The organism is Actinoallomurus spadix (assembly GCF_024055725.1).
GTDB lineage: Bacteria > Actinomycetota > Actinomycetes > Streptosporangiales > Streptosporangiaceae > Actinoallomurus > Actinoallomurus spadix.
Genome location: NZ_JAMXMX010000007.1, coordinates 229,143 through 254,906 on the forward strand (window position 1 = coordinate 229,143; position 25,764 = coordinate 254,906).

Sequence of the window (25,764 nt, forward strand, 5' to 3'; positions counted from 1 at the left end):
TGGTGCTCCCCGCGCGGGATTCGCGTGCGGAGCTCCGCCCGCAGGGCCGGACGGCACCTGCGGAGCATCACCCGCAGGACCGGATCGCCTCTGCGGGACATCACCCGCGGGGCCCCAGGCGCCTGCGGAGTACCACCCCCGCGGGATCGTGAAACTCCCGTCGGGATGACGCGGCGGAACACCCGCCGCAACCGCCTCGGAAGCCGGCCGTCCCCCACGGCCGGACACGGCGTCCGACAGCGACGCCGCCGGTGGCCCGGTCGCCTTCCTCCCGCTCTATGAAGGCTGCTTCGGCCGAGGCGTACACCGCTCGCCGCGCGACCGGCGCGTCGGCTGACGGAAGGTCCTTCTTGTCCTCCAACCGCCCGAACGGGTTCTCCGCGGCCAAGGCCGTGGTCCTCTCCCTCGGTGTCTGCCTCAGCGTCGGTCTCACCGCCGAGGCGCCGGCTCAGGCCGCGTCGCCCACCACGGCCGTCGCCCGGGTCACCACCGTCGCCGCGCAGCACAAGCTCACCCGCAAGCAGCGGAACGAGCACATCGCCAAGCCGCTCGTGAAGAAGCGCTGGGCGCACGGCTACAAGAAACAGTTCCCCTGCCTGGTAAAGCTCTGGAACCGCGAGAGCAGCTGGAACCACAAGGCGCACAACCCCTGGTCCGGCGCGTACGGCATCCCGCAGGCGCTGCCCGGCAAGAAGATGCGCAGCGCGGGCAAGGACTGGAAGACCAACCCGGCGACCCAGATCAAATGGGGTCTGAAGTACATCAAGGGCCGGTACAAGACGCCCTGCGGCGCATGGTCACACATGCGCCGCACCGGCTGGTACTGAGACCGATCGGCCGTCGCTTCACCCCGACACTCCTGATCGGCGGCAACAACTCGGTAAAAGAGCGGCACAAACGCGGCCGGGAGCGGTGTCGAGCCGGGCGTGTCACGGAACGTGTCATGGCGTGGTGACGGACCGCTCCCGGCCGGGACGCTCCGTCACCGTCACTCCGAAGCGCGAGAACGTCGCGCACGGCGCCCCTGCGGGGGCGCCGTCCGGTGGCCCGGTCAGCCCACGCGGCAGCCGACGGCGGAGTGAAGGCCCGCTCGGAGCGTGACCGGCGTTCCGGCTGACGGAAGAGCCGACTTGGACCTCAAACTGACGGGACTCTCCCGGAGCGGCGTGGCCGCGCTCGGCAGCGCCGCCGCCCTGATCACCGGACTCGCGGGAGAGCCGCCCGCACGTGGCGCGGTTCCCGCCCACGCGTGGCCCGACATAGTGCCGCCCCGGCAACCGCAGCTGACCGTCTCCGAGCGCAACCGGGTGCTCGCACTGCCGTTCCTCGTCGAACGCGGCTGGTCGTACCGGCAGTACCAGTGCCTCGACCGCCTGTGGATGCGCGAGAGCAGCTGGAACCACCGCGCCCGCAACCCGTGGTCCGGCGCGTACGGCATCCCGCAGGCCCTGCCGGCGGGCAAGATGCGTACGGCGGGCGCGGACTGGCGGACGAGCCCGGCCACCCAGATCAAGTGGGGACTGGGCTACATCAAGAGCCGTTACGGGACTCCCTGCGCGGCCTGGGGCCACTCGGCGGCCACCGGCTGGTACTGATCCGGCGTCTCCCGTGGCGGCCGGCCTCGTCGACAGGGCCGCCGCGGGCCGGATGAGGGCACCCCGGACGCGGCCGGGCCAGGACCGCCCGCGGCCCGCCGGGTCCGAATCCGGCGGGTCGCGTCTGGGCTCGGCGGGCCAGGTCAGGAGCCGGCGGGCCGGGTCATCGCGAGGACATCGAGGGCGGCGTCGAGCTGTTCGAGCGTCAACCGGCCGGCGTCGACATGGCCGCGCTCGATGACGACCTCGCGGATGGTCCGGCGCTCCCGCAGCGCCTGCTTGGCGACCGCCGCGGCCTCCTCGTACCCGAGATAGCGGTTGAGAGGGGTGACGATCGACGGGGACGACTCGGCGTACTCCCGGCAGCGGTCGGCGTCGGCCTCGATGCCCTCGACGCACCGGTCGGCCAGGAGCCGGGAGACGGTCGCCAGCAGGCGGATCGACTCCAGGATGTTCCGGGCGAGCATCGGCAGCATCACGTTCAGCTCGAAGTTGCCCGCCGCGCCGCCGAACGTGATGGCGGCGTCATTGCCGATGACCTGCGCGGCGACCTGACAGACCGCCTCGGGGATCACCGGGTTCACCTTGCCCGGCATGATCGAGGAACCGGGCTGAAGGTCGGGTAGCCGGATCTCGCTCAGCCCGGCGCGCGGCCCCGAGCCCATCCAGCGCAGGTCGTTGGCGACCTTGGTGAGGCCCACCGCGATCGTCTTGAGCGCGCCGCTCGTCTCCACGAGGGCGTCGCGCGCGCCCTGGGCCTCGAAGTGGTTCCGGGCCTCGGTGAGCGGCAGGCCGGTGGCCCGGGCGAGTTCGGCGATGACGCGTTCGGCGAAGCCGGGGGAGGTGTTGATGCCGGTGCCCACGGCGGTGCCGCCCAGCGGCAGTTCGGCGAGCCGGGGAAGTACGGCCTCCAGCCGCTCGGCGCCGTACCGCACCTGGGCCGCGTAACCGCCGAACTCCTGGCCCAGCGTCACCGGAGTGGCGTCCATCAGGTGCGTCCGCCCCGCCTTGACGACCGACGCGAACTCCTCGGCCTTGCGCTCCAGCGCGCCCGCCAGGTGCCCGAGGGCGGGGATGAGCTCGCCGGCGACCAGCCCGGTCGCCGCGATGTGGATCGATGACGGGAACACGTCGTTGGACGACTGTGAGGCGTTCACGTGGTCGTTCGGATGGACGGGCCGTCCCAGCCGCTCCTCGGCCAGCGTGGCGACGACCTCGTTGGTGTTCATGTTCGACGAGGTCCCCGAGCCCGTCTGGAACACGTCGATCGGGAAGTGCGCGTCATGGTCGCCGTTCGCGACCTCCAGCGCGGCCTCCGCGATCGCGTCGGCCATCCCCTTGTCGATCACATCGAGCTCGGCGTTGACCTTCGCGGCGGCCGCCTTGATGTGGCCGAGCGCGGCGATGTGCGCGCGGTCCAGCCGCTGTCCCGAGATGGGGAAGTTCTCCACCGCCCGCTGGGTCTGAGCACGCCACTTCGCCCACGCGGGAACGCGTACCTCCCCCATGGAGTCATGCTCGACGCGGAACTCCTGCCGGTCACTCATTTCGCTCATGGTCGTCTCCGGTCGCAGTCGTCGTCCCCGTCCTTACCCGACTCGGGGAGCGCCAGCCGTATTCCCGGCGCGGCCTCAGCTCGTGAGGGACTCGTACGCTCCGGCGAGCCACTCGACCCGCCCGCCGCCGGCCTTCGGCCCGCGGCGCAGGTGGACGCGGATCCGGGCGCGGGAGACGCCGGCGGGAAGCCGTAGTTCGGGCGGTACCGCGAACCGGTGGGACTTCGGCGCGCAGTCGCCGCGCACCGTCCGGCCGGGGGCGCCGACGGCGTAGGCCGTGAAGGACAGCCGGCGGGCGCCGGACCGGCAGACGAGGAGGATCCCGACGCGGCGGCCGCGATCCGGAACGCCGAACGTCAGCGTGGAGGCGGCCGGCCAGGTGCCGCTCTTCCGCGCGACCCGGCGCGCCACCGGCCGGTCCGACGCGTCCAGCAGGGTGGCGGGCAGCGCCTCCGGAGAGCGGGCGGTGAGGAGCGGCGACGACGTCGCGGCGGGAGGTCCGGGTGCCGTGGAGGGGGACGTCCTCGCGCCGGACGTACGCGTGCCGGACGTACGCGTGCCGGATGGCGTGTCCCGCGAGCCGGCCCAGCCGTTCAGCCCGGCGAGCACCCCGGCCCCGACCGCCAGCGTCAGCACCCCGCCCGTCACCAGGGGAAGCGCTCCCCGCCGGTCCAGCCATCGGCGCCCGCCACGGGCCGGCCCGGTGCCCGGGGCTCCGGGCGGCTCGGGCCTCGGGACGGGAAGCCAGCTCGCCGTCGGCCGGGCGGGCGCCCGGTCCGGCGCTCCGACCGCCGGCAGGTCCCGGCTGGTCCGGCCCGTTCCCGTACGTCCGGTACGGGGCGGCGTGGGCTCTGCCCGGCGGGACCGGTCGGAACCCGGCGGAGCGGTCCGCCCCGTGTCGCCGGACCGCCGGAGACCGGGCAGCGCGGCCCAGTGGCCGGAGTCCCCGGTTACGGGCGGGCCAGGCCGCACCCGGCGAGGATCCCCGGCGGCGGGCGGGATGGACCGTTGACGGTCGGAGTCCCCGGGGACGGGCGGACCGGGTCGCTGACGGCCGGAATCTCCGGCGGCGGGCGGTGCGGGCGCCTGGCGGCCGGAATCTCCGGGGACCGGTGGACCGGACCGCTGATGGCCGGAGTCCCCGGGGGCGGGCGCCCGGCGGTCGGCATCTCCGGGGGCGGGCGGGGCGGGCCGCCGGTCCTCTCCGGGAGAGGGAGGGACGGGCCGCTGGCGGCCGGAGTCGCCAAGGACGGGCGGGGTGGGCCGCGCCCGGCCGGGGGATCCTAATCCGGGCGGAGTGGGTCGCGCGCGACCGGCCCGCCGGAAGCCGGAGAACTCCCGGCTGGACCACTCGTGAGCGGACCGTCTGCTCGACCGGGACCGGGACGCCTCCGCCGGCCGGGACGGCAGCGGCGGCGCCGTGGCGGCGGCCAGCAGCTCGGCCGCGCGTTCGGCCGTCAGCCGCCGTACGGGATCCTTCTGCAGGAGCCCCTCCAGGAGCGGGCGCAGCGGTCCGGCGCGGACCGGGGGATCGGGCTCGGCGGTGACCAGCGCGCTCAGCGTCGCCATCGCCGTCTCGAAGTCGTACGGCGGCCGTCCCTCGACGGCGGCGTAGAGGGTCGCGCCGAGCGACCACAGGTCCGAGGAGGGCGACGCGCGCTCGCCACTGGCGACCTCCGGCGCGACGTACGCGGGGGAGCCCATGAACGTCCCCGACTGGGTGAGGGTGGTGGCGCCCTCGTAGGTCGCGATGCCGAAGTCGGTGAGGACCACGCGCCCGGAGTTCTCCAGCAGGACGTTGCTGGGCTTGACGTCCCGGTGGACGATGCCGGCCTCGTGGGCGGCGCGCAGCGCGTCGAGCAACTGCCGCCCGATGTCCGCGACGCGGACCGGAGAGATCGGGCCGTCCTCGGCGAAGACGTCCTCCAGCGACCGGGCGGCGACGTACTCCATGACGAGCCACGGACGGTCGTCCTCGACCACCACGTCGTACATGGCGATGAGACCCGGGTGGTCCAGCCGGCCCGCGGACATCGCCTCGCGGTTGGTGCGCTTGATGAGGTTCTCGCGTTCGCGGGGCCGCAGGCTGGGCGGGAGGTGGACCTCCTTGACGGCGACCTCACGGTCCTCGGCCTCGTCGTGCGCCCACCAGACGACGCCCATGCCGCCCCGGCCGATCTCCTCGATCAGCCGGTAACGACCGGAGAGCAAGCGGTCCTGGGACTCGGCCACGAAGCGCAAGATACCCGCGTGTGCCGGTCGCGGCACGCGGATCCTTACCGTGATCTTGCACTCACGTCGGCGTCACTGCAAGATCGAAGCTGACAGGCACGTTCGGTGTCAACGCCATCGGAAGAGGCGTGGGGATGGAAACCTTTTCGGCTCCGGGGCTCGGTGGACTCACCGTCCTCGCTTCCGGTGTGCTGCCGCTGGAGGTCGACGACCCCGCCTCCATCGGCGGCCATCGCCTGGTCGCCCGGCTCGGCTCGGGCGGGATGGGCGTGGTCTACCTGGGACGCGACCGGGACGGCCGGCTCGTCGCGGTCAAGACCGCACGCCCCGAGGACGCCGACGACGAGAGCGTGCGCCTGCGCTTCCAGAGCGAGGCGGACTGCGCGCGGCGGGTGCCGGGGGGATGGACGGCGCGGGTGCTCGCCGACGGCACCACCGAGCGGCCGCCCTACCTGATCACCGAGTACATCGAAGGCCCGTCGCTCGCGCACATCGTCGACACCGGCGGGCCGCTGCAGCCGGAGCAGTTGCGCGCCCTCGCGACGGGCGTCGCACGCGCCCTGACCGCGATCCACGGCGCGGGCATGGTGCATCGGGATCTCAAGCCCGCGAACGTGCTGCTGACCCCCACTGGCCCGCGCATCATCGACTTCGGCATCGCCCAGCGTCTTCCGGCCTCCGGCGGGCTGACCCGGGACGGCGTCGTCATGGGCAGTCCCGGCTGGATCCCCCCGGAGCGGCTGACCGGGCGGCCCGCCACCGGCGCGTCCGACGTCTTCGGCTGGGGCTGCCTCGTCGCGTACGCCGGAATCGGCCGCAATCCGTTCGGCGAGGGGGACGGCGACGAACTGGCGGGGCGGGTGATCCACCAGCCGCCCGACCTGACCGGGCTGGACGAGTCGCTCCGCCCGCTCGTCGAGGCGGCGCTGGCCAAGGATCCCGCGGAGCGGCCACGGCCCGCCGAACTGCTCGCGCGCCTCGGCGTCACCCCCACCAGGCCGCAGGAGACCCGGCATGCGCGGCGATCGGTCGTCCCCGCCCTGATCGCCGCGGCGATCGCGGCCACGGCCGCCGTCGTCGTCGCCACGGTGCTCTACGGAACCCGTGGGGAGGAGAGCCGGCCGCCCACCGGCCGCGCCACGGTCACGCCGACCCAGGGCGGCGCGCCGTCCCTCCGGCCGCGCGGTCACACGCCACCCCGGCCCGACTCGGCCGGAACGGCCCCGCCCGCCGCGCACCGTACGGCTCCCGGCGGGACGCCAGCGAGGACGAGCCCGGCCGCCACCGCCCAGCCGACCAAGACCACGAGCGGGCACGGTGCCCCGGGCAACGGCACGGGAACCGGAACCGGCGACGGCGGCACCGCGACCGGCAACAACGGCAACAACGGCAAGGGCAAGGGCAGGACGAACGGCGGCAACGGCAACGGCAACGGCAACGGCGGTAAGGCGAAGTAGCCGCACCCGAGAGGTCACGCTCCAGAACGCCCGCCGGGCCGCTCGGACGCCCAGCCGAGGGGCGGTGTCGGCCGGCCGCGGCCGGAACGGCGCGGCCGGCCCCGCGTCAGCGCCGCCCGATGGTCAGCAGCGGCCCGGTCGTGTCCGCGAAGAAGTCGTCTCCCTTGTCGTTCACCACGATGAACGCGGGGAAGTCCTCCACCTCGATCTTCCAGACCGCCTCCATACCGAGCTCCGGGTACTCCAGGACCTCGACCTTCTTGATGCAGTCCTGGGCCAGCCGGGCGGCCGGGCCGCCGATCGAACCGAGGTAGAACCCGCCGTGTGCCTTGCACGCCTCGGTCACCTGCTTGCTGCGGTTGCCCTTGGCGAGCATCACCAGCGAACCCCCCGTCGCCTGGAACTGCTCGACGTAGGAGTCCATCCGGCCGGCCGTGGTCGGGCCGAACGACCCGCTCGCGTAGCCCTTGGGGGTCTTGGCCGGACCGGCGTAGTAGACGGCGTGGTCGCGCAGGTACTGCGGCATCGGCTCGCCGGCGTCGAGCCGCTCCTTGATCTTGGCGTGGGCGATGTCGCGGGCCACGACGAGTGGCCCGGTCAGCGAGAGACGCGTCTTGACGGGGTACCGGCCGAGCTCGGCGCGGATCTCGTCCATCGGGCGGTTCAGGTCGATGCGGACGACCTCGCCCTCAAGGTCGTCGTCGGTGGTCTCGGGCAGGTAGCGCGCCGGGTCGGTCTCCAGCTGCTCGAGGAACACCCCGTCGCGGGTGATCTTCGCGAGCGCCTGCCGGTCGGCGCTGCAGGACACGGCGATCGCCACCGGGCAGGAGGCGCCGTGGCGGGGCAGCCGGATCACGCGGACGTCGTGGCAGAAGTACTTCCCGCCGAACTGCGCGCCGATCCCGAGCTGCTGGGTCAGCTCGAAGACCTGCTGCTCCAGCTCCAGGTCGCGGAACCCGTGGCCGGTCGGGCTCCCCTCGGCCGGCAGCGTGTCGAGGTAGTGCGCCGAGGCGTACTTGGCGGTCTTGAGGGCGTACTCCGCGCTCGTGCCGCCCACGACGATGGCGAGATGGTACGGCGGGCACGCGGCGGTGCCGAGCGACCGGATCTTCTCCTCCAGGAAGGACAGCATCCGGTTGGGATTCAGGACGGCCTTGGTCTCCTGGTAGAGGAAGGACTTGTTGGCACTGCCGCCGCCCTTGGCCATGAACAGGAACTTGTACGCGTCGCCGGGCGCGGCGTACAGCTCGATCTGGGCGGGCAGGTTGCTGCCGGTGTTCTTCTCCTCCCACATGGTCAGCGGGGCCATCTGGGAGTAGCGGAGGTTCAGCTTCGTGTACGCGTCGTAGACGCCCCGCGCGATGTGGCGCTCGTCGTCCCCGTCGGTCAGGACGTGCTGGCCGCGCTTGCCCATCACGATGGCGGTGCCGGTGTCCTGGCACATCGGCAGCACGCCCGCCGCCGCGATGTTGGCGTTCTTCAGCAGGTCGAGGGCGACGAACCGGTCGTTCGGCGAGGACTCCGGGTCGTCGAGGATCTTCCGGAGCTGCGTCAGGTGCGCGGGCCGGAGCAGGTGGGAGATGTCGTGGATCGCCGTCTCGGTGAGCAGGCGGAGCACCTCGGGCTCGACCTGCAGGAACGTACGGCCGCCCGCCTCGAACTCGCTGATCCCGTCGCTCGTGAGCAGGCGGTACTCGGTCTCGTCCGGGCCCTGGGGGAGTAGCTCGGTGAAGGCGAATTCGGGCATCGGCTTCCTCGCTGACGACACGGTGAGTGGGGTCTCCAAGACTAGGACCCGGCCGTTCCGGCACCGAACGCGCCTCGGGACGGAGGTCCCCTGCCGCGGTGCCGCCCGCGAGACGACCCCGGCCGCGTCACGGGCGTCACGGACTCGCCGACCGCGTCACGGACGCGACGCTTCCGCGACGCGCACGGATTCCCGGCCCGGGGTCACGGCGATCACCGGGGCCGGCCGCCGTACCCTGCGACCGAGGCCGGCCGCGACGCCGCATCCGACCAGGAGGGCGCCGACGAGCTCGGCCGCGCTCGGCCTGCCCAGCCCGAGCACCATCGTCGTGGCCACCGCGCTCACCGGGATCAGTCCCGCGAACAGCCCGGCCCGGTCCGCGCCGATCCGGCCGAGCGCGTCGTACCACAGCAGGAAGGCCCCCACGGTGACGACGATCACGAGGTACGCGAAGCCCGCCGCCTCACCGGCGGTCGGGATCCGCACGACGGCGGTGCCGTCCACGAGCAGGCCGACGACGAGCAGCATCGGGGTCGCGGCCGCCGCCGAGTACGCCGACACCCTCATCGGCCCGAGCTTGGGCAGGAGTGGCACGGCCAGCAGCGAGAAGGCCATCTCGCCGGCGAGGGCGCCGAGGGCCAGCAGGAGGCCCTGAAGGCTGCCGCCGCCGAGCCCGTTGGCCGCCGTCGCGCCCAGCGTCACGATCATCGCCGCGACCACCAGCCGTGGGGCGGGGCGCCGTCGCTCCATCAGCGGCGCGACGACCGCGAGGAGCACCGGGACCGCGCCCACCACCGTGCCGATCATCGCGGGCGTCGTGTACCGGGTGCCTTCGACGACGCAGACGTTGAAGCCGGCCAGGCCGGTCGCGGCGAGCGCCGCGACCAGCGACCACTCGCGGACGGTCAGGCGGGGGCGCGGCCGTGACGCGCGAGAGCGGTCACCGAACCGGGCCACGGCCAGGAGGATGACCGCGGCGACCGCGTAGCGGACGGCCTGCCCGCCGTACACCGGGTACCGGGCGATCGCCGCCGACACCGCGGTCAGCGTCCCGACGAGGGTCATCGCGAGCGCGGCCTGGACGAGGCCGCGCGGGGTGGTGTTCTGCCTCATGGGCTGAAACGCTAGGCAGTCAATGGTCCGGGCACGAGGACCAATCGATCACCTGAATCAAGGACCATTCCAGAGAGGCGGGCGGGTGGACCTGCATCTGACGCTGGACCGCTCCGCCGGCCGGCTCGCCGCGCAGCTCGCCGACGGGCTCCGCGACCTCGTACGGCGCGGAACGCTCGGCCCCGGCCACCGGCTGCCCTCCACCCGCGACCTTGCCGCCGACCTGAAGGTCTCCCGCGGCGTCGTGGTCACCGCGTACGAGCAGCTCACCGCCGAGGGATTCCTGGTCTCGCGCCAGGGCGACGGCACGCGGGTGGCCCGCGCCGCCGCTTCCCCGTCACCGCCGGAGACCGCCGGCACGGCACACCGGCGCGCCCTCAGCCTCGCCGCCGGTACGGACGCCGGGCCGGTCGATCCGCCGGGCATCGCGTACGACCTGCGCCCCGGCAAACCGGACCTGACGGCGTTCCCGAGGGAGCGGTGGACGGCGACGCTCCGGGAGGTGCTGCGCGACCTCCCGTACGCCGAGCTCAACTACCCCGACCCGGCCGGAACGCCACGTCTCCGCACAGAGCTCGCGGGATACCTCGCGCGCGTGCGCGCCGCCGTCACCGAGCCGGACACGGTCGTGATCACCGCCGGGGTGGCGCACGCCCTGTCGACCGTCCCGCGCATCCTCCGGGAGGAGGGCCACCGGCTGCTCGCCGTCGAAGACCCGCTCGCCCACCAGCAGCTCCCGATGATCCGGGCGACCGGCGTCCGGGCCATCGGAGTCCCCGTGGACGAGGAGGGGATCGACGTCGCCGCCCTGGCCCGTACCGGCGCGCGGGCGCTCCTCGTCACCCCGGCGCACCAGTTCCCGACCGGCGTCGTCCTGTCGCCCCGCCGCCGTACGGCCCTCGTCGAGTGGGCACGCGCCGCCGACGCCGTGATCATCGAGGACGACTACGACGGGGAGTTCCGCTACGACCGGGACCCCGTCGGCTGCCTGCAGGGCCTCGCCCCCGAACGGGTCGTCCTGGCCGGCTCGGTGAGCAAGGTGCTGTCCCCGGCGCTGCGGCTCGGCTGGGCGGTCGCGCCGCCGTGGCTGGCCGCCCGGCTGCGCGCCGCGCGGGCGGTGTACGACCTCGGCTCGCCTGCGCTCGACCAGCACGTCCTCGCCCGGATGATCGCGACCGGGGCGTACGACCGGTACCTGCGCGGTATGCGGCGGCGCTACCGGGACCGCCGCGACGCGTTCGCCGCCGCCCTGGCGAGGCGCCTGCCGCAGGTCCGCGTCCACGGGGTCTCCGCCGGGCTGCACGCGTACGTCGAGTTGCCCGCCGGCACGGACGAGGCCGGCGTCGTCACCCGGGCCGCCGCCCTCGGCGTCGCGGTGCACGGGGTCGCTCCGATGCGCCTGCGGCATCCGGGCCCGCCCGCGATCGTCGTCGGCTACGCGCGCCTGCCGGAGCACCGCCTCACCGAGGCGGTCGACCTCCTGGCCCAGGCGGTCTCACCCGAACGGCCGAATCGGCTGTGTCGGAGGCCGGAACGGGGGTAGGAGGTGCGGCGATGAGGAGGATCAAGAATGAGTCTTGACGAAGCCGCCCGCCAGCTCGAACTCGCCGCCCACGACACGCAGGTCGCCTTCGACTGCATCGGTCTCGGTGACATCGAACGCGCTCATACCCACGCCATCACCGCCCGCGCGGCGGCCGACGCCGCAGAGGCCGCCCTACGGATCGCCCTCACCGAGATCAAGACCCCCGAGGAGGCCGAACGCGCCGGTGAGGAGGCCATGCAGCGCCTCCAGCAGGAGATGGCCCCGCACGCCTTCCGCCCCTGAAGCCGTCCGCCGCCGCCCGCGTTCCCACAGCGCAGTACGGGAACGCGGGCGTCTTCGCCGACTCCACCACCCCGAACGGCGGCGGAGCCTCATGAGCCGGTCCGGGCCCCTGCTTCCGTGACGTCGCTGATGACCTCATGAACCCAGCGAACCGGTCATTGATCGTCACCGCCGACGGCGACGTGACCGTACCGACGGCAAGGAGGCCACGGCGGCGGCACCATGCCGGCGGTCGCTTCACCGAGCGGCGGCGTGTCGGCGCGCGGCCGGCTCGAACGATGGGCACCCGGTGCGGCAGGGTCCGACCTCACCCCGTTCACTGGCGCGGGGGCGAACGCGCGGGCCGTCAGGGCATCACGAAGCGCGATCGCGGTCGGAGCGACCTCGATCTCATGCCGCCCTCGTACGGCGATCCAAGCGAGGCCCCAGGGGTCGAACAGGATTCCCCACCGGGGGAACTCGGCTCGCAGGCGCGCGAGCCAGGACCCGGCTCCCGCCCCGTACGGCTGTGCGGCCGGTAAAGCAGCCGAATCGACGCGAGTGACGGGTTCCGCCGGGATCGGGGCATCTCGGCGGGGCGGCCACGGGGTGCTCACGAGCCCCCTTTGTCGGCGACGTGCAGGACTCTCGTGATGAGTGCGGCGGCGCGGTCGATCTGCTCCGCCGGGCACATGTATTCCGTCTCCAGCGGCGCGTCGCGCGTGGGGCCGGTCCAGCACCAGTACCAGTGCAACGCCCCCTCGTCGGGAGCGATGGCCACGTACTGGGAGAGACCCGGATTCATCGCCTCCCCGCGCGGATCGTCGGTCGTCGACGCCCGGGGATTCCAGACCATCAGGGCGCTGGTCCCCACCCGCACCTCCAGACCGTGCCCCCGCAGCGCCGCGGCGAGTTCGTCCAGCCGAGCACGAATCGCCCGCTCCTGCCGGAGAACACCGCCCGGCGCGCCTGTCGTTGATTCGGCCATTCCATTTCCTCCAAATGGGGTTACGATGGATTTGCATCGCAGGTCAATAACACCTCGTGGCATTCCGTGAAAGGGGGGCCCTGCAGGGGGCCATAAAGGGGGCCGCTGTGCTTCGAGAAGGGAGGTTCAATGCCAAGTGGTTCGAATGAGGAATTTGGTGTATACCTAGCGCACCTCCGACGGCGAGCCGGTAAGAGCCAGCGGCGGCTCGCCGAGATCCTCTGCGACCTGTCCGGCTGTCCGACGGTCACCCGGCACGAGATCAGCCGGTACGAGCGAGGGCGGCGTATGCCCCGATACTGGCTCCCGTACCTCGCTGAGGCGCTCGAAGTGTCGTTGGATGAGCTGGAAAGACGAACCAGTGCGGAATCGTTCGTTCACGGCATATCGGAGGACGTTGTTCCGGGGCCGCCGTTCGGTGTTTCGACCGGGCGGAGAATAGGTGCCGACATGGTCACCGACCTGCTGACCCGCATACATCGGCTGCGCCTGGCGGACGACGTACTGGCCGGCGGCGACCTGGCCGGACCGGCACTACGAGAACTGGACGCGGCGGTGGCCCTGCACCGGACCGGTGATTTCAGCGAGCAGGTCGGCCGGGCCCTCCTCGCAGCGATCAGCGAACTGGCACAGGTCGTCGGCTGGATCGCCAGTGACGCGGGTCTTGATCAGCGGGCCGAGGAGATCTATCGGCTCGGCGTCAGCGCGGCGCGTGAAGCCGGCGACCGGACATCGGCCGCCAACCTGGTCGGTTCCCTCGCCTATCACCGGACCAACGTGGGAGCTCTTGAAACCGGTCTGGAGCTCGCAGTCGCAGCGATCGAGGAGGGTGGACGCCGCGCGCCGCCTCGGGCTGAGGCGCTCTTCTGGGACCGCGTCGCCTGGGCCTATGCGAAGACAGAACAGGCATCAGCGGCGATCCAGGCTCTCGGACGCGCATCCGAGGCTCTTTCGCGGCACGGTGGCGAGGAAGACCCCGCATATCTCTACTGGGTCGACGAGGGCGAGCTGCAGATCATGGAAGCCCGCGTCCATGTGGAATTGCGGCGTCCGCTCAGAGCGGTGCCCTTGCTGACGGAGGTGCTCGGCCGATACGACAGCACGCATACTCGGGAACTCGCGCTCTACCTGTCCTGGCTCTCGGTCGCCCTCGCGGACGCCAACGAGCCTGAAGAAGCCGCGCACACCGCCCGTCGTGTGCTCGAACTCTCGGCCGACATGCCGAGCGGGCGCACCGCTCGACGCTCCCAAGTCGTTCTCGCCCGACTCCGCCCCTTCCACGATGTCCCGGAGGTCCGGGACGTGATCGACGGTTACGGCTGTCGGGTTCGAGAGCCTGTGCATGACGCTCAAGGATGGGAACGGTGAGATGAGCATTCCGGTCTGGCGGAAGAGCAGCCGCAGCGGGGCGCAGCAGGGCGACTGCGTCGAGGTCGCGGTCGTCGAGAAGGACGCGCGGCCGGCCTGACGCGCTCCCGAGCGGAAGCCCGCGGCCTGCGAGCGCGCTCCCAGGTTCGGCCTCCCATGCGCCCCACTGCGATGGGCGTGATGGGGCGTGCAGCTCGTCCCGGCCGAGCCGCGACGCCCTTGGATTAGATCGAGCAGCACCGTGACGCCGGCCTTGACGTCGCAGGCCCGATGAATCGGTCATCCTTCCGTCGCCAGCGACGGCAACGAGACCACGGCGACGGGGATGAGGCTCCAGGGGCGGCAACGAAGCCGCGGTGGTGCCAAGGAGATGACGGCGGCGGTGTGCTGGCGGTCAGGCGACGGGGCGTTCGGCGACGGCGGGGTTGGGGGTCGCGCCGTCGACGAGGGTCGGTTCGAAGCCGCGGGCGGTGACCAGGACGATGAGGCACAGCGCGGCGCCCAGCAGGTAGGCGAGCCACAGGTCGGAGGCGACCGCGCCCGCGATGGCCGCCCCGAACACGAATCCGGCGTAGTTGAAGACGTTCACCCGGGAGATGGCGATGCCGAGCCCCGTCGGGTCGAGCCGGCCGGCCGCCGAGAAGGACGTGGGGACGACGACGGAGAGGCCGACCCCGGCGACGGCGAAGCCGATGATGGCGACCAGGGGATTCGGTGAGAGCGCCGCGGTGAGGAGGCCGACCCCGCCGATCAGCCCGCCCGCCGCCACGATCCTCGCGGCGCCGTGGGCGCGTACGAGCAGGTCCGCGCCGGTCCGGCTGAGCAGCATGCAGATCTGGTAGGCGACGTAGCCGAGGGGTGCCACGGAGCCGGAGGCGTGCAGGTCGTCCTTCAGGTACTTCGCGCTGTAGCTGGAGGTCGCGGAGTCCGCGATGTACATGCAGGTCACCGCGGCGCCGATGATGATGATCGGCTTCCACGGCACCCTCTTGGCGGCGGCCTTCAGCTGCTCGAGGTCCGGGCCGGTGGCCTCCAGCGTCTTCGGGTACAGGCGGTGGCCGGACGACAGGGACACCGCGATGCCGAGGGCCGCGGGGAGGGCGAATCCGGTGCCGAGGCCCAGGTCGATCCGGTTGGCGAGCGCGCTCCACAGGCCGGCGAGGATGCCCGCCGCGCTCCACACGGCGTGGAAGCCGGTGAGCAGGCTCTTGCCGTACCGCGTCTCGGCGGTGACGGCCTGGGCGTTCATCGACGCGTCGACGGCGCCGACGAACAGGCCGAACAGCGCCGACGCGCCGTACAGCGCGAGGTCGCCGGGTGCGACGCCGATCGCGAGGATGGAGAGGAGAACGAGCGGCTGGGCGACCCGCAGCACGATGCCGCTGCCGTACCGCGCCATGAGTGAACCGGCGAGTACGCTGCCGAGCCCGGCGACCACGGGGACGGCCAGCAGGACGAGTGCGAGGGCGCCGTCGCTGAGGTTGTGGGCCTTCTGCAGTTCGGGGATGCGGGTCACGAGGGCGGCGAAGCTCAGGCCCTGCACTCCGAAGGCGACGTACGCCGCGCGCCGGCCGCTCCGGGTCCGTTCGTCGATGTCCGCCGCCACGCTGCCCTCCGGAACGTGAAATACGTTCGCGTCAGCGTAGATACCAGGTCACCGGGGGTCAATACTCCTGCCGTCGGCCGTCAGTCGATGAGGCGGCGGCGCATCCCTCGGATGGCGAGGAACGCCATCACGGCGGCGAAGAGCGCCAGGGCGCCCAGGTGGCCCAGGTCGGCGAGCGGGTGGAGGCCGAAGACGGCGTGGCGGACCAGTTCGACGCAGTGGTACAGCGGGTTGACGTGCGCCGCCGTACGGGCCCAGCCCGGCAGGCCGCTGATCGGGAAGAAGGTGCCCGCGACCAGGAACAGCGGCGTGAGGACGCCGGTGATCACGTAGTCGAAGCTGTTGATCGACGGGACGACCGTGGACGCCCAGATGCCGAACAGCGCGAATCCGGAGGCCGTGAGGATCGTGACGATCGGGACCGCGAGCATGCCGACGGCGGGGTGGAGGCCGAAGGCCATCGCGACCAGCAGGGGCACGCACGAGAACAGGCCGCTCTTGACGGCGATCCAGGACGCCTCGCCGGCGACGAGCTCGTGCACGTCGACGGGCGCCGCCAGCACCGCCTCGTAGGAGTGCTGGTAGACGCGCCGGATGTAGGTGTTGAACATCCCCGGGAACACCGACGTGAAAAGCGCGGCCGTCGCCACGACTCCCGTGCCGACGAAGTCGACGTAGCGGTAGCCGGCGACGTGGCCCAGGAGCGACCCGAACCCGAAGCCGAAGGCCAGCAGGTAGAAGGTCGGCTCGACGGTCGAGGCGAACGACGAGGAGGTCCAGTAGCGCCGGAAGAGCGCCAGCTCGTGCCGCCACACGCCGCGCACCGGCGCCCACTCGAATCGGCGGAGTCTCGTGTCAGCCAACATTCTCTCCGGTCAGGACGACGAACACGTCTTCGAGGCTGGCCGCCCGGCGTACGACCCGGTCGCCGTTGCCGAGCGCGTCGGCCAGCGACGGGGGGATGCGCTCGGCCCGCAGGACCGACACGGTCGGGCCGGTGCGGCGGGTGGGCAGGCCCGCGCGGCGGACGAGCGTCTCGATCTCCGCGAGCCGGTCGGGCGGGCCGTGGTGCTCCTCGACGCTGTCGCCCGCGTGGTGGGCGATCAGATCGCCGGGGGTGCCCTGGGCGACGATCCGGCCGCTCGACATGACCGCGCAGGTGTCGGCGAGGCGCTCGGCCTCCTCGATGTAGTGGGTGGACATCAGCACGGTCGTGCCCTCGTCGCGCAGCGCGGCGATCAGGCCCCACAGGTCGGCGCGGACCTGCGGGTCGAGGCCGACGGTGGGCTCGTCGAGGAGCACGAGGCGCGGGGAGTGCACAAGGCCGCGCGCGACGAGAAGCCGCCGGCGCATGCCGCCGGACAGGTTCACGACGCGGGTCCGGGCGCGCCCGGTGAGCTGGGCGATCTCCAGGGCGCGCTCGACGGCCCGGCGCCGTCCGGACCGGGGCACGCGGTACAGGTGCGCGAACACTTCGAGGTTCTGCCGGACGGTGAGCTCCTCGTCGAGGTTGTCGGTCTGCGGGACGACGCCCATCAGCGCCCGCGCCTCCTTGGACTCGGCGGGGACGGGATGGCCCAGGACGGTGATCTCGCCCTCGTCGGCGCGGGACTGGGCGGTGAGCATGCGCATGGTGGTCGACTTGCCGGCGCCGTTCGGGCCGAGCAGGCCGAGGCAGACGCCGGCCGGCACGTCGAGCGTGAGGCCGTCGACCGCGGTGATCTGCGATCCGTCCTTGTCGCGGTAGCGCTTGACCACGTCACGCAGGATGATCGCCGGGGAGTCCGCCATGGTCTCCACGCTACGAACCCGTGAGCATGCCGCGCCAGCGAATATCGTCGAGCCGTGGAGTTGCCGTGGAGAGCGAACGACCAGCACGTGCGGGCGCGTGACCTGCGCGCCTCCGACGCCGACCGGGAGCGGGTCGTGGCGCTGCTGCGCGACGCCCACGGCGACGGCCGGCTCACCGCCGACGAGCACGCCGAACGCGTGGAGGGCGCCTACTCCGCCCGCACGCTGGGCGAGCTGACCGAGCTGACCGCCGACCTGGCGGCCCCGGAGGAGCAGCCGATCCAGGTCGGGGACCGCCCGATGTTCGCGGCGTTCACGACCGTACGGCGCGCCGGGCGCTGGGTCGTCCCCGCCGGCCTGCCGGTGTCCGCGATCTTCGGGACGGTGGAGATCGACCTGCGGGAGGCCCTGCTGCAGCGCCGGCACGTCGTCGTCCAGGCGACGATGCTCGCCGGGCGGCTCCGTCTCGTGGTGCCGGAGGGCGTACGCGTGGAGTTCACCGGCCGGTCCGTCCTCGGCGCGCGGGACCTGCGGGTGCGGCCCGCGTACGGGAACGACGGGCCCGTCGTGGAGGTCAGGGGAGTGGTCGTGCTGGGGTCCGTCCACGCCCGTACGCCCAAGCGGCGGCGTCGCTGGTCGCTGGGCCGCCGTCACCCGTGATCCGGTCGCAACACGGAGATCAGCAGGTCACGGCCGTTTCGGTAACGGTTAAGACTCCTACCTCCCTCCCCTCTTGAACTGGTACGGACCAGCTCCTATCGTTCCTTGCGATGCGTGATTTTGCTCAATGAGCGCATAAATCGTGCACAACCTTTCATGCTGCGTGAAAGGAGGCGGCGGCGCGAGCCGCAGCACAGCTGTGCCACGCCAAACGGCTGCTCAGAGGTGACGGGCTGAGGGGCCGGGCCGGGGGATTGGCGAACCCATACCAAGACAGTGACCCGGGGACGTCGCGCGCACCCGCGTGGCCCCGGACCCGAAGCAGAAGCAGAAGGCGGGGACAGGTGAAACGGCATCTCATGGGCGCCATCGCCGCGGGTCTCACGGTGGCCCTCGGTGTGTCCGGCTGTAGCAAGGGCAGCTCGTCCGGCGGCGGCGGTGACGAAAAGACGATCAGATTCGTCGCCGCGGTCTACGACGACAAGACCAAGGGCCTCTGGGACGGTCTGATCAAGACGTTCGAAGAGCAGAACAAGGGTTACAAGGTCAACCTGGAAATGGTCGACTGGACCCAGATGGACGCGAAGGTCAAGACCTACGTCCAGACCAAGCAGACCCCCGACATCCTGAACTACAACGCGTTCGCCGACTTCGCCCGGGACGGCCTGCTCTTCCCGGCCTCGGACGTGCTGTCCCCGCAGGTGTCGAGTGACATCCTCCCGTCGTTCATCGACGGCGACAAGTACAAGGGCACGCAGTACGCCGTGCCGCTGCTGTCCAGCGTCCGGCTGTTCTTCTACAACAAGGACGTCTTCAAGAAGGCCGGCATCGACACCCCGCCGAAGACCTGGGACGACGTCAAGGCCGACGCCCAGAAGATCAAGGACAAGGTGAAGGGCGTCTTCCCGCTGGGCCTGCCGCTCGGCGCCGAGGAGTCCCAGGCCGAGTTCTTCATGTGGGCGATGAACAACGGCGGCGGCTACGTCGACCAGTCCGGCAACTGGGCGATCAACAGCCAGCCCAACGTCGACACGCTGAACTACCTCAAGGACCTCACCAAGAGCGGCCTCACCCAGCCGAACCCGGAGACGACCGACCGCAAGGACGTCTTCAACGAGTTCGCACAGGGCAAGATCGGCATGCTGAACGGCGCCGTGTTCATGCCGGCGGGCTTCATCAACAAGGTCAACGCCAAGCTGCCGTACGGCATCGCGCCGCTGCCCACCAAGGCCGGCTCGACGGCCAGCACACTCGGCGTGCAGGACTTCCTGGTGGCCTTCAAGAACGACGGCGGCAAGAAGAAGGACGCCGTTTCCAAGTTCTTGAACTTCTTCTACCAGGCGAACAACGTCGCCAACTTCCAGAAGGAAGAGGGCTTCCTGCCGGTGACCAAGTCGGCGGGCGACGTGATCGCGAACGCCGTGCCGTACGACAAGCCGTTCATCGACGCCCTGCCGAACGCGAAGTTCTACCCCACAGGCAACGCCGCCTGGGGACCGCTGGCGAACACCATCAAGGAGAAGCTCGGCACCGCCATCACCGGTGACCCGAAGAGCGTCCTGAGTGAGCTCCAGCAGACCGCGCAGAAGAACGGCTGACGGACCGCCCGTGCACGACACCATCGAGGCGCACGGCGCCGGGGCCACGACCCCGGCGCCGGCGTCGCCGCCGTCGACGAGCGCCCTCCGCCGGCTCGGCCGGGCGCTCGCCCCCCTCCCGTGGATCGGCCCCGCCGTCATCCTGATCGGGGCCGTGGTCCTGTGGCCCGTGATCGAGATGGTCCGGACATCGCTGCTGAGGATCAGCTCGTCCGGGGCGACGCTCGGCAACCGCGGGACCGGGAACTACCGTGACCTGTTCGACGAGTCCGACCTCGTCAGCGTGCTGCTGCGCACCGTGGTGTGGGTGGTCGGCGTCGTCCTCGTGACGATCGTGGTGTCGCTGGCGCTCGGGCAGCTGCTCAACGCCCGCTTCCCCGGCCGGCGCATCGTGCGCTGGGCGGTCATCGTGCCGTGGGCCGCCTCGGTGCTGATGACCGCGCTCACGTGGAAGTGGATGCTCAACTACTACTACGGCATCGTCAACAAGGTCCTGCAGGGCGCCGGGCTGATCGACCACCCGGTGAACTGGCTCTCGCACCCCACGCAGGCGATGATGTGGATGATGTGGGTGGCGGTCTTCGTCTCCCTGCCGTTCACCTCGTTCGTCATCCTCGCCGGCCTGCAGACCATCCCGGAGGACGTCTACGAGGCCGCCCGGGTCGACGGCGCCGGCCGCGCGCGGACGTACTTCCGCATCACGCTGCCGCTCCTGCGGCCGTCCCTCCTCGTCGCGGCGATCATCAATGTGATCAACGTCTTCAACTCGTTCCCGATCATCTACGCGATGACCGGCGGCGGACCCGGAAGCAAGACCGACACCAGCACGACCTTCATGTACAAGCTCGCCTTCAGCGGGAGCGGCGACGTCGGTGAGTCCGCCGCGATGGCGGTCGTGAACTTCGGGCTCATCCTGATCCTGGTGCTCGTCTACCTCCGGGTCGTCGGCTGGCGCGGGGAGGCACAGTCATGAGCGGCCGCAGCACGCCGCGTCCCAAGGACCGGGCGGGATCGGGCGACGGCGCGTTCGCCCGCCGGGCCAAGGTCGCGATCCTCGCCGGCGTGGGCTACCTGGTGGCGTTCGTGTTCATCGCGCCGTACCTGGAGATGGCGCTCACCGCGCTCAAGCCCGACCGCGAGCTGACCAAGTCGCCGACAACCCTCCTGCCGGAGCACTGGGACTTCGCCAACTTCGTCAACGTGTGGAAGGCGGCGCCGATCTGGAAGAACATGCAGGTGTCGCTCATCGTCGCCGCCGTGGCGACGCTGATCGCACTCGCGGTGGCGCTGCCCGCGGCGTACTACACGGCGCGGCACCGGTTCCGCGGGCGCGGCGCGTTCCTGCTGCTCGTGCTCGTCACCCAGATGTTCGCGCCGACCGCGCTGGTGATCGGCATCTACCGAGAGATGGTGGCGCTGGACCTGACCGACACGCTGTTCGGGCTGATCCTGGTCAACGCCGCCTTCAACCTGCCGTTCTGCGTGTGGATCCTGCACGGGTACTTCTCCAGCATCCCGAAGGCGCTGGAGGAGGCCGCCTACCTGGACGGCGCGGGCAAGGTCAAGGCACTGGTCCGGGTGACCCTGCCGCTGTCCCTGCCCGGCCTGGTCACCGCGGTGATCTACACCTTCATCGGCGCGTGGAACGAGTACGTCGTGGCCCTGACGATCACCTCGTCGCCCGACCGGCAGCCGCTGACCGTGGCCGTCCCCGGGTTCGTCACGTCGTACCAGCAGCACTGGCAGTACCTCTTCGCGACCTCGCTGATCGCGATCGTGCCGGTGGTCATCCTGTTCGTCTTCATCGAGCGGTACCTCATCGGCGGCCTCACGGCCGGCTCGGTGAAGTAGGCCGGTCTGCCGGTCTGCCGGTCTTCCGGGCGGGGGCCATCGCGGCCCCCGCCCGGCGTGCGTCAGCCCGCCGCGTCGAAGTCGATCGCGGAGTAGGCCCGCAGCTTGGACAGCTTGTGCTCGCTGTGGATCCGGCGGATCGTCCCGCTGCGCGAGCGCATGACGAGCGAGTGCGTGGACGTGATCCCCTTGCCGTACCGGACGCCTTCGGCCAGCTCCCCGTCGGTGATGCCGGTCGCGGCGAAGAACACGTCGTCGGAGGCCACGAGATCGTCCGTCGTCAGCACGCGCGACAGGTCGTGACCCGCGTCGATCGCCTTCTGCCGCTCCGCGTCGTCCTTCGGCCACAGCTTGCCCTGCAGCACGCCGCCGAGGGACTTGATCGCGCAGGCCGCGATGATGCCCTCGGGCGTGCCGCCGATGCCGAGCATCAGGTCGATGCCCGTGCCCTCCCGGGCGGCCATGATCGCGCCGGCCACGTCGCCGTCGGTGATGAACTTGATCCGCGCGCCCGCCTCGCGGATCTCCTTCACGATGCCCTCGTGCCGCGGCCGGTCCAGGATCACGACGGTCACGTCGCCGGGCGAGCAGTGCTTCGCCCGCGCGACCGCGCGGATGTTGTCGGCCACGGGCGCCTCGATGTCCACCAGGTCCGCCGCCTCCGGGCCCGTCGCCAGCTTCTCCATGTAGAACACCGCGGACGGGTCGTACATCGTGCCGCGGGGACTGACGGCGATCACGGCGATCGCGTTGTTCATCCCCAGCGCCGTCAGCCGCGTCCCGTCGATCGGATCGACGGCCACGTCACAGTCGGCGCCGGTGCCGTCGCCCACCTGCTCGCCGTTGTACAGCATCGGCGCGTGGTCCTTCTCACCCTCGCCGATCACCACGACGCCGTTCATCGAGACCGTGTTGATGAGCTGGCGCATGGCGTTGACCGCGGCCCCGTCGGCTCCATTCTTGTCGCCGCGGCCGACCCACCGGGCCGCGGCCATCGCCGCCGCCTCCGTCACGCGTACCAACTCCAGGGCGAGGTTGCGGTCCGGGGCGTGGGCCTCGGTGGTCAGCGGGGACGATACGGTCGTTTCTTCAGTCATGGCGATGTGGGCCTTTCCTGGCGGGCTTTACCTGACGGGTCACCCGGACGGGTCTCCTTCGATCGTATTTCCGAGCAGACAGGGCGTAATCTAGGGCCGTCATGAGCAGCGACATCGAGTGGCAGGCACCTCTCATCCCACGAGGAGCGCGTCAGTGAGCGTCGAACCCGTCTCGCGCACGTCGGACCGTGGCGCCGCGACGCGCAGCGCGCTGCTGGCGGCCGCCCGCGAGGTGTTCTCCGAGGCCGGGTTCGCCCAGGCGGCGGTGACCGACATCGTCGCCAAGGCGGGGGCGAGCGTCGGCAGCCTGTACCACCACTTCAGCGGCAAGGCCGACCTCTACCTGACGCTCTTCGGCGAGTTCCAGGGCCGCCAGCAGGAGCGCACCCGCGAGGCCGTCCACCGGGCCCGAGACCTCGGCGAGTCCGACCCCATGCGGTTGTTCATCGCGGGCGCGCGCGCCTACCTCGACGGCTGCCTCGCCGAGCCGGACCTGTCCCGCCTGTTCGTGTCCGGCGACGGGCCGCCCGGCTTCGACCGGGTGCTGCGCGACCGGCTGCGCACCTGGGCGCGGCGCAACGCGGCGCTGTTCGAGACGGGCGACGGCGACGTCGATGAGGCCCTCGTGGTCGTGCTGACCGGCGCGGTGTCCGGCGCGGTCTCGGAGGTGGCGCTGTCGGAGGACGAGGAGGCGTCCCGGCGGCTGGCCGACGACGTGCTGGCGATCATTTCGAGTCTGGAGAGCCGGCGTGAGCGAAGGTCGTGACGCGACCCGGGCGCCGGTGAGCGAGATGTCCTCCGAGCCGGGCGGCGCCGAGCCCGAGGAGGCGGCCGCGGCGGAGCGCGAGGTGTCCCCGAAGCCGGGCGGTGCAGGTACGGACGGCGCCGCGCCGGGCGCGGAGGGCGCCGCCGGTGAGGGGCCGATCGTGGTGTCGCCGTCGGTCTACCGGCGGCTGATGTCCGGGGTGCCCGGGTTCATCATGGCGATGCTGTCCTGCATGGTGGTCGTCGGCTTCGTCCTCCTGGTCACTCCCCGGCGCAATCCGAACGCCATACCGCAGGTCGACTACCACTCCGACCTGAACGGCCTGGTGGCGACCGCGCCGTTCACCGTGCAGGCCCCCCAGGGCCTGGGCCCGAAGTGGTACCCCACCAGTACGCGGCTGACCGGCCGGGCGAACGGCCCGATCGGCTGGCACCTCGGGTACTACACGCCGGACAAGCAGTACGCCGCGCTGGAGGAGAGCAACGAGCGGCCCGACGGCGGCGACGGGTTCGTCGCCCGCATGACGAGCCAGGGCCGGCCGGACGGCTCGCTGCAGGTGGCCGGTGTGACGTGGGACAGGACGTTCCGCAAGGACAAGGACCAGCGGTCACTGGTGCGGCGGCTACCCGGCGTCACGCTGGTCGTGACCGGCACGGCCTCGTACGAGGAACTCGCCGTACTCGCGGGCTCGCTGACGCCACAGCCGAAGTCATCCCCGGGGAAGACCGAAATCCCCCAATAAGTCGGGCGATTCCGGTACTTTGGGGATCATGGGGACCCCGCTGATCGTCGCGCTTGCGGAATCGGGTGCAGGCCCGCGCCTCCCTCTGGAGACGTACAACGGTGGACTCCGCCTTCACAGACCGTGACGTCCCGCCGGACTCCACAGGACCGGACTCCCGGGGACCCCGCCCCAGGGAAGCGGTCCTCTCCTCGGTGAGCGGACGCGAAAGCGCGAGCACGGCGGCGGCCGTCGCCCTCGTCGTCGGCCTGGCGCTCGGCGGCGGAGGCTGGCTCGTCTACCGGAACCAGACCGCCTGCCAGGACCGGTCACTCACCGTGACGGCCGACCCGGCCATCGCACCGGCGATCACCGAGGTGGCGGTCCGCTACAACAAGGCCCGCTGCGCCGACGTGAACGTCGTGACCGGCGACTCCGCGCAGACGGCGGGACTGCTCGCGAACGGCGGCCGGGCGGCCGGCGCACGGCCCGACGTCTGGATCGCCGACTCCTCGCTGTGGTTCGACGGCGTCAGGATCCAGGGTGTGCGGTCCGCGACGTCCGTGGCCTCGTCCCCGGTGGTGTTCGCCATGACCCCGGACGGCGCCCGCCGCCAGGGCGCGCGGCTGGCGCAGCAGGGATGGGGTGCGTTCGGCGGCGGCGGCGGTTACAGCCTGCGCCTGCTCGACCCGATGCCGTCCGCGACCGGGATGACCTCCCTGCTCGCCCTCTCCGCGGCCGCGGGCGGCGGCTCCGGCGGCCTGGAGAGGTTCAGCCACATGCTCCAGGGCGTCAAACCGTCCTCGAACACCATGGACGCCATCGCCGGCCTCGCGGACCAGGGAAGTCCCCCCGTACTGCCCCTCTCGGAGCAGACGATCCAGCAGCAGCGGCAGGAGGGACGCCAGGTCACCGCGGTTTACCCGGCGACGGCGCCCACCCTCGACTTCCCGTACGCCGTCCTCACCACCGACCGGGAACGCCGGCGGATCGCCGCCGGCCTGCTCGACGCGCTGCGCTCGGCCGACGGCGCGGCCCGCCTGCACGACGCCTGGCTCCGCACCCCGGCCGGCGACGCGGGCCGGCTGGCCGCCTCCGGGCTGCCCGCCGCCGCGCCGCGCGTCCTGCCCGTCGTACGCCCGGGAGTGGCGCTCGCCATGCGCGCGACCTGGCAGAAGATGCAGCAGGGACTGCGGGCCATCGCACTGGTCGACGTCTCGGGCGCCACACTCGCCCGGATGGGCGCCGGCACCCGCGAGCAGGTGATGACGGGCGCGCTGAGCAACGGCCTGTCCCTGCTGGAGGACGACACCGAGTTCGGACTGTGGGCCTTCCCCGCCCGCCACCGCCCGTACCGGCGGCTCGTCGAGGCCGGGCCGCTGCGCGAACTCGGCACCACCGGAACCCGCAGGGCCCGCCTGCTCCAGCGGATCGGACGGCTCCACGCGAGAAAGGGCAGGGACGGCGGCATGTACGACGCCATCCTCGACGCCTACCGTGAGCTGTCCCAGAGCTACCGGCCCGGAATGCTCAACGAGATCCTCGTGCTGACCGGCGGCGCCACCGGCGGCGACGGCCTCACGCTCGACCGGCTGGTCACCGAGCTGAAGAAGGACTTCGACCCCGAACGCCAGGTCAACATCACCCTCATGGCCTTCGGAGACGGCGTCGACATGAGGCCGCTCCGGAGGATCGCCGGCGCGACGGCGGGCGCCGCCTACTCCATCCAGAACGACCAGCAGCTCATGACCCTGTTCCGATGCGCCGTCGCCCTGCGCGTCAACGAGAACCTGCCCTGCCCGCACTGACCG

23 protein-coding genes and 1 pseudogene are annotated in these 25,764 nt (G+C 71.8%); 15 read left to right on the forward strand and 9 right to left on the reverse strand.

All coding sequences use genetic code 11. The annotated features are described in order from the left end of the window. Positions 1-350 precede the first annotated feature (350 nt). Entirely contained in the window at positions 351-827 is a 477-nt protein-coding gene (locus tag NE235_RS12690; protein ID WP_252802172.1) for an aggregation-promoting factor C-terminal-like domain-containing protein, read from the forward strand. Between the two features lie 303 nt (positions 828-1,130). Further along, a complete protein-coding gene (locus NE235_RS12695; protein ID WP_252802174.1) occupies positions 1,131-1,595 on the forward strand; it encodes an aggregation-promoting factor C-terminal-like domain-containing protein in 465 nt (154 codons plus the stop codon). A 143-nt stretch (positions 1,596-1,738) separates the two neighbouring features. Here NE235_RS12695 and NE235_RS12700 read toward each other — a convergent pair whose 3' ends face one another. Beyond that, a complete protein-coding gene (locus tag NE235_RS12700) occupies positions 1,739-3,142 on the reverse strand; it encodes a class II fumarate hydratase (RefSeq protein WP_252802422.1) in 1,404 nt (467 codons plus the stop codon). An 84-nt stretch (positions 3,143-3,226) separates the two neighbouring features. Next, positions 3,227-5,383, reverse strand: a complete 2,157-nt coding sequence (locus NE235_RS12705) for a serine/threonine-protein kinase (RefSeq protein ID WP_252802176.1) — start codon at positions 5,381-5,383, stop codon at positions 3,227-3,229. A gap of 134 nt (positions 5,384-5,517) precedes the next feature. On the opposite strand from NE235_RS12705, the gene NE235_RS12710 reads away from it, so the two are divergent. Beyond that, entirely contained in the window at positions 5,518-6,840 is a 1,323-nt protein-coding gene (locus tag NE235_RS12710) for a serine/threonine-protein kinase (RefSeq protein WP_252802178.1), read from the forward strand. Between the two features lie 106 nt (positions 6,841-6,946). On the opposite strand, the gene NE235_RS12715 is transcribed toward NE235_RS12710, so the two are convergent. Together NE235_RS12715 and NE235_RS12720 are read right to left on the reverse strand one after the other, a co-directional pair. Continuing rightward, a complete protein-coding gene (locus tag NE235_RS12715) occupies positions 6,947-8,587 on the reverse strand; it encodes a fumarate hydratase (protein WP_252802180.1) in 1,641 nt (546 codons plus the stop codon). Positions 8,588-8,743: 156 nt separating this feature from the next. Continuing rightward, the gene (locus tag NE235_RS12720; RefSeq protein WP_252802182.1) at positions 8,744-9,700 is read right to left on the reverse strand and encodes a DMT family transporter; all 957 of its coding nucleotides are present in this window, start codon (positions 9,698-9,700) and stop codon (positions 8,744-8,746) included. 85 nt (positions 9,701-9,785) lie between these two features. Here NE235_RS12720 and pdxR point away from each other — a divergent pair, with 85 nt between their 5' ends. Both pdxR and NE235_RS12730 read left to right on the forward strand, forming a co-directional pair. Continuing rightward, positions 9,786-11,243 carry a MocR-like pyridoxine biosynthesis transcription factor PdxR gene (gene pdxR, locus NE235_RS12725; RefSeq protein ID WP_252802184.1) on the forward strand — a complete coding sequence of 486 codons (1,458 nt, stop codon included), beginning with the start codon at positions 9,786-9,788 and terminating at the stop codon, positions 11,241-11,243. Between the two features lie 27 nt (positions 11,244-11,270). Continuing rightward, the gene (locus NE235_RS12730) at positions 11,271-11,528 is read left to right on the forward strand and encodes a hypothetical protein (protein WP_252802186.1); all 258 of its coding nucleotides are present in this window, start codon (positions 11,271-11,273) and stop codon (positions 11,526-11,528) included. A gap of 592 nt (positions 11,529-12,120) precedes the next feature. Here NE235_RS12730 and NE235_RS12735 read toward each other — a convergent pair. Then, entirely contained in the window at positions 12,121-12,495 is a 375-nt protein-coding gene (locus NE235_RS12735; RefSeq protein ID WP_252802188.1) for a hypothetical protein, read from the reverse strand. Between the two features lie 129 nt (positions 12,496-12,624). On the opposite strand from NE235_RS12735, the pseudogene NE235_RS12740 reads away from it, so the two are divergent. From NE235_RS12740 to NE235_RS12750, 3 genes and pseudogenes are all read left to right on the forward strand, one after another. After that, a pseudogene (locus tag NE235_RS12740) lies at positions 12,625-12,834 on the forward strand (helix-turn-helix domain-containing protein); the annotation flags it as partial. Positions 12,835-12,945: 111 nt separating this feature from the next. Then, a complete protein-coding gene (locus NE235_RS12745) occupies positions 12,946-13,863 on the forward strand; it encodes a tetratricopeptide repeat protein (protein ID WP_252802424.1) in 918 nt (305 codons plus the stop codon). 1 nt (position 13,864) lies between these two features. Beyond that, positions 13,865-13,963, forward strand: coding sequence for a DUF397 domain-containing protein (locus tag NE235_RS12750; protein ID WP_252802190.1), 99 nt, complete (start codon positions 13,865-13,867; stop codon positions 13,961-13,963). Between the two features lie 294 nt (positions 13,964-14,257). Here NE235_RS12750 and NE235_RS12755 read toward each other — a convergent pair whose 3' ends face one another. The 3 genes from NE235_RS12755 to NE235_RS12765 form a co-directional block, all read right to left on the reverse strand. After that, entirely contained in the window at positions 14,258-15,469 is a 1,212-nt protein-coding gene (locus NE235_RS12755; RefSeq protein ID WP_252802191.1) for an MFS transporter, read from the reverse strand. Between the two features lie 80 nt (positions 15,470-15,549). Further along, positions 15,550-16,335, reverse strand: a complete 786-nt coding sequence (locus tag NE235_RS12760; RefSeq protein ID WP_406567569.1) for an ABC transporter permease — start codon at positions 16,333-16,335, stop codon at positions 15,550-15,552. Then, entirely contained in the window at positions 16,325-17,260 is a 936-nt protein-coding gene (locus tag NE235_RS12765) for an ABC transporter ATP-binding protein (RefSeq protein ID WP_252802195.1), read from the reverse strand. Before NE235_RS12765 ends, NE235_RS12760 begins: the two co-directional genes overlap by 11 nt. A 54-nt stretch (positions 17,261-17,314) precedes the next feature. Here NE235_RS12765 and NE235_RS12770 point away from each other — a divergent pair, with 54 nt between their 5' ends. The 4 genes from NE235_RS12770 to NE235_RS12785 all read left to right on the forward strand — a co-directional run bounded on the left by NE235_RS12770 (position 17,315) and on the right by NE235_RS12785 (position 21,369). Next, complete coding sequence (locus NE235_RS12770) at positions 17,315-17,920, forward strand: DUF1707 SHOCT-like domain-containing protein (RefSeq protein ID WP_252802197.1); 606 nt, start codon at positions 17,315-17,317, stop codon at positions 17,918-17,920. Positions 17,921-18,264: 344 nt separating this feature from the next. After that, positions 18,265-19,518, forward strand: a complete 1,254-nt coding sequence (locus tag NE235_RS12775; protein WP_252802199.1) for an extracellular solute-binding protein — start codon at positions 18,265-18,267, stop codon at positions 19,516-19,518. Between the two features lie 10 nt (positions 19,519-19,528). Beyond that, positions 19,529-20,491 carry a carbohydrate ABC transporter permease gene (locus NE235_RS12780; RefSeq protein ID WP_252802201.1) on the forward strand — a complete coding sequence of 321 codons (963 nt, stop codon included), beginning with the start codon at positions 19,529-19,531 and terminating at the stop codon, positions 20,489-20,491. Next, positions 20,488-21,369, forward strand: a complete 882-nt coding sequence (locus NE235_RS12785) for a carbohydrate ABC transporter permease (RefSeq protein WP_252802203.1) — start codon at positions 20,488-20,490, stop codon at positions 21,367-21,369. Before NE235_RS12780 ends, NE235_RS12785 begins: the two co-directional genes overlap by 4 nt. A 62-nt stretch (positions 21,370-21,431) precedes the next feature. Here NE235_RS12785 and glpX read toward each other — a convergent pair whose 3' ends face one another. Further along, entirely contained in the window at positions 21,432-22,466 is a 1,035-nt protein-coding gene (gene glpX, locus NE235_RS12790; protein ID WP_252802205.1) for a class II fructose-bisphosphatase, read from the reverse strand. A gap of 154 nt (positions 22,467-22,620) precedes the next feature. On the opposite strand from glpX, the gene NE235_RS12795 reads away from it, so the two are divergent. The 3 genes from NE235_RS12795 to NE235_RS12805 all read left to right on the forward strand — a co-directional run bounded on the left by NE235_RS12795 (position 22,621) and on the right by NE235_RS12805 (position 25,761). Next, positions 22,621-23,232: a TetR/AcrR family transcriptional regulator gene (locus tag NE235_RS12795; RefSeq protein WP_252802207.1), complete on the forward strand. Its 612-nt coding sequence runs from the start codon at positions 22,621-22,623 to the stop codon at positions 23,230-23,232. After that, positions 23,216-23,974: a DUF4245 domain-containing protein gene (locus NE235_RS12800; RefSeq protein WP_252802209.1), complete on the forward strand. Its 759-nt coding sequence runs from the start codon at positions 23,216-23,218 to the stop codon at positions 23,972-23,974. Before NE235_RS12795 ends, NE235_RS12800 begins: the two co-directional genes overlap by 17 nt. Positions 23,975-24,168: 194 nt before the next feature. Continuing rightward, complete coding sequence (locus NE235_RS12805) at positions 24,169-25,761, forward strand: substrate-binding domain-containing protein (RefSeq protein WP_252802212.1); 1,593 nt, start codon at positions 24,169-24,171, stop codon at positions 25,759-25,761. The last annotated feature ends 3 nt before the right edge of the window (positions 25,762-25,764 follow it).